Here is a 7,007-nt window from a genome sequence, read left to right on the forward strand (position 1 = left end):
CCTCCGGCAGGTGCCGGGGGCCCCGACGCGCTCAGCCCAGGGGGTTCTCCCGGTCGCGCAGCAGCTCGAGGGCCGGTGCGTACATGCGGGTCTTGATCGTGCCGAGCGTGTCGCCGGCCTTGCCGGTCATGGACTCGGCGATCTCCACGGCGGTCCGGCGCACCGCGTCCTCGTCGACGGCGCGGTCGACGATGCCGGCGGTGAGCGCGTCCGGGCCCGCGTAGCGGCGGGCGGTCGTCATCGCCTCGTGCGCGGTCTGCGGGGCGAGCCGGCCCTGGATGAGCGCCGACATCCCCCGCGAGAACGGGATCTCGATGTCCGCCTCCGGCAGACACCAGTAGCCCCGGTCCGCGCGCATCACCCGGAAGTCGTGCGCCAGCGAGAGCATCGCGCCGGCCGCGAACGTGTGCCCCTGCAGGGCGGCCACCGTGATCAGCGGGAGCGAGAGAACGCGCGCGAACAGCTCGTGGACGCTGACGACGTACTCCTGGTACTGGTCGCCGTGCGCGAACAGCCACTCGAGGTCCAGGCCGTTGGAGAAGAACTTCCCGGTCGCGGCGGTCACCAGGGCGCGAGGGCCGTCCGCCTTCTCCACCTCGTCCAGGGCCGCGTTGACCGAGGCGATCCAGTCGGGGTGGAACCGGTTCTCGCCATCCCCGAGATCGAGGACGAACACGTCGTTCTGGCGGTCGAGTGTTGGCACGTCGGCTCCTCGTCAGCGGTGGGGTGCGGTGCACCGTTCACAGGAGGTCGACGTTACTCATCGGTAACTTAGGCCGCAAGGCATCGCCGTGCGGTGGTCACTGAACCAGCCGATAGTTGGGGATCTTCGGTTCGCGCTGCTCGCTGGGTTGCCGAATGTCCTGGATGACGGCATCGTCCGGGATGGTGGTGCGGGAAATGCCGATGCCCTGCAGGCAGTTGTCACACCAGAAGTGCGCGTAGCCCACCATCCGGTCGAGATCGCCGGTGAAGACCAGCTGCAGGCAGCGGCGCCCGCAGTTCGGGCACCCGTCCATCAGCGGACCGGGAACCATGTCGTAGGCGGCGCTGTACGCGTCGAGCCACTGGTCGTATGTCGTCATCGTCGATTTCCTGCTCAAGGACGCTATGTGTTCCTGTCCTCGCTGCCGCCTGGGCCCCGGTTGACGGCCATCCACGCCGTCGCGAAGTCGACTACAGCGGGCTGACGCATCAGGCGTGCTGTCGCATCGCCGACCCGGCCGACAATCGCGGCAGCGGTGGCGTCGAATTCGGCGCCCAGCCGCTCGAAATCACTCTCGTCGGCATCGACGTCGAGCCAGGTGGTCCATTGTGCGTTCCGTCCGGCTGCCGGACCGACGATCCGGTGACCGCACGCGCCGGGGACGTCTGCCGTCACTCCGCAAGATGAAGTGAGGTGTTGGAGCGGTGGCCGCATCCGAGCAGCAGCACCTTGCCGTTGAGCCGGTACACCGCGCCGAGCGGCGAGGCCTCGCCGAACGCGTCGTCGAGCCGATGCCCGCCGACGATCTCGGCGACCCGTGCGCCCACCGCGGCGAACGAGACCAGGGGGTGATCGCTGCGCAATGCTCCCGGCCAAGTGCGGACCGTCTCGGCGATGACTCCCATCCCACGGCTCGGAGTCCGCGCCGGGTCGAATCCGGGGGGTCTGCTCACGAATGACCGGCCACCACGCCTCTGGCACGGGCGGATGCCGCCACCCGGCCGGGTCGGTGTTTTCGAACGTCTGTGTCGGCACGACGAGGGTGCCTTCTGGGCCGAGCGCGTCCAGCAATGCCTGAACAACCGCCTGGGTGCCTCCGGCAACGAACCCGAGGCTCCGATACGACGAGTGCATGAGCACGACGTCACCCGAGGCGATGCCGAGCCTGCGCAGGTCAGACGCCAGGGACCGAACCGTGTGCGGTGTCGCTTGGCCCATTCGACGCAGTCTATTGACGTCGGATCTCGCAAGCTCTCCAGAACTTCACTCTTCTCGCGACCGGTGGCCGGAGTAGAACGCTGTCCGAACGTCCCTCAAGGCACGAGTCGATGCTGAAGTAGCGGACGAGTGTGCGGGCACGAAGAGCCGCGCCTACCTCCACGGTGCAGGGCGGCCGGACGAGTGAGTCCGTCATGGGTAGCGCGATACGTGCCGGAACAGTCCGAGTTGATAGAGGCCGCCGCCGGCTATGAGCAGGCCGACCAGCAGCACGATCCATTGCTCGACGAGGGGATGGAAACGGACCAGGGTGCCTTGGGTGAACCGGGTGGGCTGGTCGCAGGCGATGGCGGCTTCGCCTTCGAACCAGGCGTCGATGCGGGCACCGTTGATGTCGATGCCGCGTTGGGGCATGGCGGGGACGGTGATGTCCCGTGGTTCCCCGTTGGCGGGTGTGACCCGGCATTTCCGGGCGTCGTCGCGGGCGTCGCCGTTGAGATAGCCGGGTGTAGTGGTCATGGTGTGTGCGGTGCTGTAGTCGCCGGAGTAGGCGCTGCCGAGTAGCAGTGCCCAGAGCAGGACGATGGCCGCTCCGACGGCGACGAGGGTACGGCCGGTGATCGTCGTGGACCGGCTCCGCGAGGGTCCGGTCATCGCCGGTGGTCCTTGTCCGGCTCGTCCTCGCGGCGTGCCGGAGGCTCGCCGGCGTGCAGGTCCTGGTCGGGGTCGCCGGTGAGCCGTTCATCCGCTCGGGCGGCGGCGATGTCGGATTGCAGCCGGTCGAGGTCGAGGTTTTGGGCAGTCGCCAACGAGTCGGTGAGGAACTGCCGGTAGTCGCCGTGCTGGAGCAACTCGCGTGGCGTGGTCGCACCGGAGAGGAGTTGTTCTCCGACCTCGCGGGTCATCGGATCGGTGCTGCCCGCCATGGCCTCGAAGACGATCTGGCGCCGGCGGCGTTCGTCGCGGAGAACGCTGCCGTACGGGGTGCCGTCGAGCGCGTCGACGATGTCTCTGAGGCGGTCTGTTTCTCGCGGCACGTCGGTCACCTCGCGGGGATCGGTAGGTCGAGTGGCCCGGTGAGAATAGGCAGGTTGCCGACGTCGCCGATGAGCCCGAAGTCGCCTCCGGCGGAGCTCAGGGCGCTGGTGAGGGAGTCTGCGCGGCCGACCAGGTCGAGGCACTCCTTGACGATGTCCCAGATCTTGTAGCCCTCGTAGATGGCGGCGCCGCCGAAGACGACACCACCGACGATGGTCTCGGAGGTCGCGGCGGCCAGGGACGCCTCGCTGATGAAGATCATCGCAGCGTCGCAGAGGTCGGCGATGAGTGAGCCCATCACCTTGCCGATCTCGAACATCGCGTCGGCTGATTCGCGGTAGCGTGCGGCGAGCCCCCGCATTGGTGTGGTGACGTCGAGGATCTTCTCGCCGTTGTACCAGCAGTGGGAGATGAGTGCGTCGGCGGCATTTCCGCCCCACACGCCGTCGACGCCGAGGGCATGGCGTCGGAGGTTGCCGGACATATCCTCCAGAGCCAGGGCGATGCTGTCCCACACGTCGGCGCAGGCCCGTACGCCGGCCCAGTCGCCCGCGAGGGGTTTGACCCAGGACTCGAACGGGTCGTAGGCGCGGTCGAAGATGCCCATCTTGGCGCCGAGTTCGGTGGCACCCCAGATGGCGTCGCGCATCCATGAGGTCGGGCTGGCGACGTCCCACAGGGCCGGGGCGTACTGAAACTGGTCGGCCTTGTTGTAGTCGGCGATCGTCGCCTTGTACCGGCCCTGGGGTTCGTAGGCGTCGGTGAAGCTCGTCGGATCGCCGTCCATCCGGTAGTAGCCCGAGAACTTGGTGCGGTCGACGAAGACGGCGCGGCCGGCGTCATCGAGCCGCGTCACGGCGCCACGGTCGGCGCTCTCGTAGGCGTGTAGCGCCAGGGTCACCGCGGCGCTGCCCTGTTCGGCGGGGTATTTGGCGATGTCCTCGAGAAGGTACGTGACGGCCGACACGACGGCCTCATGACTGTCCTTGATCTTGTTCAGCAGCCCGTCGCCGTAGGCGAGGCCGGTGTTGTCCTTCACAAACGTCATGCCGGCGCGGGCGTCGACACCCAACCGGTCCAGTGCGGGCGGCAGCTTGCTCGCCCCCGGTATATCCACCCAGAACGACATCATTTCCCCCGTGGATCATCAGGCCTTGATCATCAAGGTACTGACGGCGGGTGACGGCCGATGCCCCCGGCCGCGCGGCCATACAGTGTCGGGGTGCAGATGACGTTTGATGTCGGCGTAAGCGAGCGCCACCAGGTCGTGTTCTCGTTCAACAAGTTCTGGGGCGGGCTGTCGATCAAGGTCGACGGCGTCAACGTCGTCAACACGGTGCGGCTCGCATCGATCGACCTGGTGAAGCGCTATGACTTCGTGGTGGGCTCGCAGGAGCAGCACCAGGTACGCATCGAGAAGCACCGCAAGGCGCTGTTCGCCGGCTTCCGAGCCCAACCGGTCTACGCCTTCGTCGACGGTCAACTCGTCGCCCAAGCGGTGGCTTGACCCGACCCGGCAATCGTCGCCGCCAGCAGGGCCGGGGAGCCCTCAGGGCCGCAGAGAGCTGAATTGACTGACGCGCATCTGGCGTGATCGTCCAAGTGAGTGATCAGCGAGCCGCTGGGCTCTGTCAGGCGGCGTCGACGGGTGGGCTTCCGTCTCCTGTGTCGCCTGCCTTGCGGCGCCAGTACGCGAGGTTGCTGCTGGTGGCATAGGTGTGCGGGTGGTCCGGGCCGAGCACCCGCAGGTAGTCCGCCAGCAGCGGCTCGAACGCGGCCGCGGCCCCGGCCGGATCCCCCGCCGTGCCCCGCCACCGGGCGAGGTGGTGGCGGGTGGCGAGGGTGTGCGGGTGGTCCGGGCCGAGTACCCGCACACTGTCGGCCAGCAGCGGCCCGAACGCGGCCGCGGCCCCCGCCGCGTCACCCGCCACGCCCCGCCACCGGGCGAGGTGGCTGCGGGCGGCGAGGGTGTGCGGGTGGTCCGGGCCGAGTACCCGCAGGTAGTCGGCGAGCAGCTGTTCGAACGCGGCGGCGGCCTTGGCGGCGTCCCCGGCCACGCCCTGCCAGTAGGCGAGGTGGAGGCGGGCGGTCAGGGTGTCCGGGTGGTCCGGGCCGAGCACCCGTACCCGGTCGGCCAGCAGCGGCTCGAACGCGGCGGCGGCTCCGGCGGCGTCACCGGCCGCGCCCCGCCAGTAGGCGAGGTTGCTGCGGGTGGTCAGGGTGTGCGGGTGGTCGGGGCCGAGTCCTCGCAGGTAGTCGGTCAGCAGCTGGTCGAACGTGGCGGCGGCTCCGGCGGCGTCCCCCGCCTCGCCGCGCCACCGGGCGAGGTGGTGGCGGGTGGTCAGGATCTGCGGGTGGTCGGCGCCGAACACCCGCAGGTAGTCGGCGAGCAGCGGCTCGAACGCGGCGGCGGCTCCGGCCGCGTCCCCGGCCTCACCCCGCCACCGGGCGAGGTGGCTGCGGGCGGCAAGGGTGTGCGGGTGGTCGGGGCCGAGCACCCGCGCGCTGTCGGCGTGCAGGCGTTCGTAGTGGTCGCGGGCGGCGGCGACCAGGCCGATCTCGCCGAGACTCTGGCCGGCGCGGAACAGCACCTGGTGTACGTCGTCGGCGGTGTGCCACAGGTGGTCGCCGGTGACGTCCGCGAGGGTGGTGGTGTTCGCGCGGAGCAGTTGCCCGAGCCGGGTCGTGGTGTTGTCGCGTTCGATGCCCGGCCACAGCTGGTTGATGGCGTCGGCGGCGGTGTGGGCGAGGGTGGGTTGCTGCGGTTCGGGGGTGGCCTCACGGACCACCCGTTGGACCAGGGCGTGTACGCGCAGCAGGCCGGCGCCGTCGGGGTCGGTGGTGGTGTCGGCCAGGCCGAGGCGGTACAGCACGCGTACCGCGTCGTGGGTGTCGTCGCCGTCGACCTCGCGGCCGAGGCGCTGCCGGTAGTGGCCGAGCGCGGCGGTGGTGGTGAACAGGTTGGCGGGGATGCCGTTGGGGTCGAGGATCGCGGCGAGTTGCAGCACGATCCCGGCCAGGCCGTCGGTGTCGGTGTCGGCGAGTTCGATCGACAGGCCCCAGGTTTCGGCGACGGCCTGTTGCTGCCCGTCGGGCAGCGTCTTCGGGTGCAGCCGGTCGAGGCGTTTCTTACGTAGTCGCTGGCGGTAGCCGGCGCAGGTGAGGTCCTGGTCGCGAATGTAAGTGGCCGCCTGCGCCAAGGCCAACGGTAGGAAGCCGAGGTCGGCGGCCAGTTGGTCGGCCTCGTCCAAGCGGTGCGGGCTGTCGCCAAGACGCCCCCGCAGATAGTCGGCCGCCTCCTGCTTGGTGAACACGCCGACGTCGACCAGGCGCCGCCCGTCGAGCAGGGCCGTGTCGCGGCGGCGGGTCGTCACGACGGTGCGTCCGGAGGCGGTGTCGGGTGGCCACAGCCCGGCCAGATCTTGCGGATCGGCGACGTCGTCGAGCACGACCAGCCACCGCCGATCGGTGCCGGCCAACCAGGCCAGTAGCCGCTGCGCGGCCTGTACCGGGTCCGGATCGCCGGCCCCGGTGATGTCGGTGGCGGCCTGGGCGTAGGTGTTCATGATGTTGTCGCGGCTGCCCGCGGTCACCCAGACGAGCAGGTCCAGGGTCCTGGCCTGCCATAGCTGTTCGGCCAGGTTCGCGACGAGCTGGGTCTTGCCGACCCCGCCCATCCCGGCGAGGACCTGGCACACCACCGCGGTGCCCCCACCGGTGATCGTGGTGGCCAGCAGATCGTCGGCCGGGCGCCGCTGGCGGTTGTGTGCGAGCCGGGGCACCGCCCCGACCCGGTGTGGCAGTTCCGCCAGGGCGCGGCCGTTGACCGTCACCGGGGCGTTGAAGACCCCAGCCGCCCCGTAGGAGGTGCCGATGTCCATGCCGGGCGGGTCCGCGCCGGCGGCCGCTGCCCCTACCCGGCCACCGGCGGCGCTGGGGGGAGCAGCTGGGTCCGCTGGTCGAACGACACCGGCGCGTTGAACTGACCGGCCGCACCGTGCACCGTACCCACCGACAGGTTGAACGCCGCCGCCCTGCCCGGATC

9 protein-coding genes and 1 pseudogene are annotated in these 7,007 nt (G+C 69.9%); 1 reads left to right on the forward strand and 9 read right to left on the reverse strand.

What is annotated here, in order from left to right; all coding sequences use genetic code 11:
- Positions 1-31: 31 nt before the first annotated feature.
- The 8 genes and pseudogenes from AB0B58_RS08845 to AB0B58_RS08880 form a co-directional block, all read right to left on the reverse strand.
- Complete coding sequence (locus tag AB0B58_RS08845; protein ID WP_360219825.1) at positions 32-703, reverse strand: enoyl-CoA hydratase-related protein; 672 nt, start codon at positions 701-703, stop codon at positions 32-34.
- A 97-nt stretch (positions 704-800) separates the two neighbouring features.
- On the reverse strand, positions 801-1,085 hold the full coding sequence (locus AB0B58_RS08850; RefSeq protein ID WP_360219828.1) for a hypothetical protein: 285 nt from the start codon (positions 1,083-1,085) through the stop codon (positions 801-803).
- 23 nt (positions 1,086-1,108) lie between these two features.
- Positions 1,109-1,381, reverse strand: a complete 273-nt coding sequence (locus AB0B58_RS08855; protein WP_360219928.1) for an AAC(3) family N-acetyltransferase — start codon at positions 1,379-1,381, stop codon at positions 1,109-1,111.
- Positions 1,378-1,659, reverse strand: a complete 282-nt coding sequence (locus tag AB0B58_RS08860) for an AAC(3) family N-acetyltransferase (protein WP_360219831.1) — start codon at positions 1,657-1,659, stop codon at positions 1,378-1,380. The genes AB0B58_RS08855 and AB0B58_RS08860 overlap by 4 nt, the downstream gene beginning before the upstream one ends.
- Positions 1,660-1,693: 34 nt before the next feature.
- A pseudogene (locus AB0B58_RS08865) lies at positions 1,694-1,924 on the reverse strand (AAC(3) family N-acetyltransferase); the annotation flags it as partial.
- Between the two features lie 192 nt (positions 1,925-2,116).
- Positions 2,117-2,578 carry a hypothetical protein gene (locus AB0B58_RS08870; RefSeq protein WP_360219834.1) on the reverse strand — a complete coding sequence of 154 codons (462 nt, stop codon included), beginning with the start codon at positions 2,576-2,578 and terminating at the stop codon, positions 2,117-2,119.
- Positions 2,575-2,961, reverse strand: coding sequence for a hypothetical protein (locus tag AB0B58_RS08875; RefSeq protein ID WP_360219837.1), 387 nt, complete (start codon positions 2,959-2,961; stop codon positions 2,575-2,577). The genes AB0B58_RS08870 and AB0B58_RS08875 overlap by 4 nt, the downstream gene beginning before the upstream one ends.
- Positions 2,962-2,966: 5 nt before the next feature.
- On the reverse strand, positions 2,967-4,079 hold the full coding sequence (locus tag AB0B58_RS08880; RefSeq protein WP_360219840.1) for a hypothetical protein: 1,113 nt from the start codon (positions 4,077-4,079) through the stop codon (positions 2,967-2,969).
- 111 nt (positions 4,080-4,190) lie between these two features.
- Between AB0B58_RS08880 and AB0B58_RS08885 the strand changes: the two genes are divergently transcribed.
- Entirely contained in the window at positions 4,191-4,469 is a 279-nt protein-coding gene (locus AB0B58_RS08885) for a hypothetical protein (RefSeq protein WP_360219931.1), read from the forward strand.
- Between the two features lie 124 nt (positions 4,470-4,593).
- Here the strand turns inward: AB0B58_RS08885 and AB0B58_RS08890 are convergent, their stop codons facing one another.
- Positions 4,594-6,843 (reverse strand): tetratricopeptide repeat protein, encoded by a 2,250-nt coding sequence (locus AB0B58_RS08890; protein WP_360219843.1) that lies wholly within the window; start codon positions 6,841-6,843, stop codon positions 4,594-4,596.
- Positions 6,844-7,007: the final 164 nt, after the last annotated feature.

It is taken from the genome of Actinoplanes sp. NPDC049118, from assembly GCF_040648555.1.
GTDB lineage: Bacteria > Actinomycetota > Actinomycetes > Mycobacteriales > Micromonosporaceae > Actinoplanes.

Bases quoted from the DNA above. Each gene is read 5' to 3' on its own strand.
- AB0B58_RS08850 (WP_360219828.1), bottom strand. From the start codon at position 1,085: ATGACGACATACGACCAGTGGCTCGACGCGTACAGCGCCGCCTACGAC.
- AB0B58_RS08870 (WP_360219834.1), bottom strand. From the start codon at position 2,578: ATGACCGGACCCTCGCGGAGCCGGTCCACGACGATCACCGGCCGTACC.
- AB0B58_RS08885 (WP_360219931.1), top strand. From the start codon at position 4,191: ATGACGTTTGATGTCGGCGTAAGCGAGCGCCACCAGGTCGTGTTCTCG.
- AB0B58_RS08890 (WP_360219843.1), bottom strand. From the start codon at position 6,843: ATGGACATCGGCACCTCCTACGGGGCGGCTGGGGTCTTCAACGCCCCG.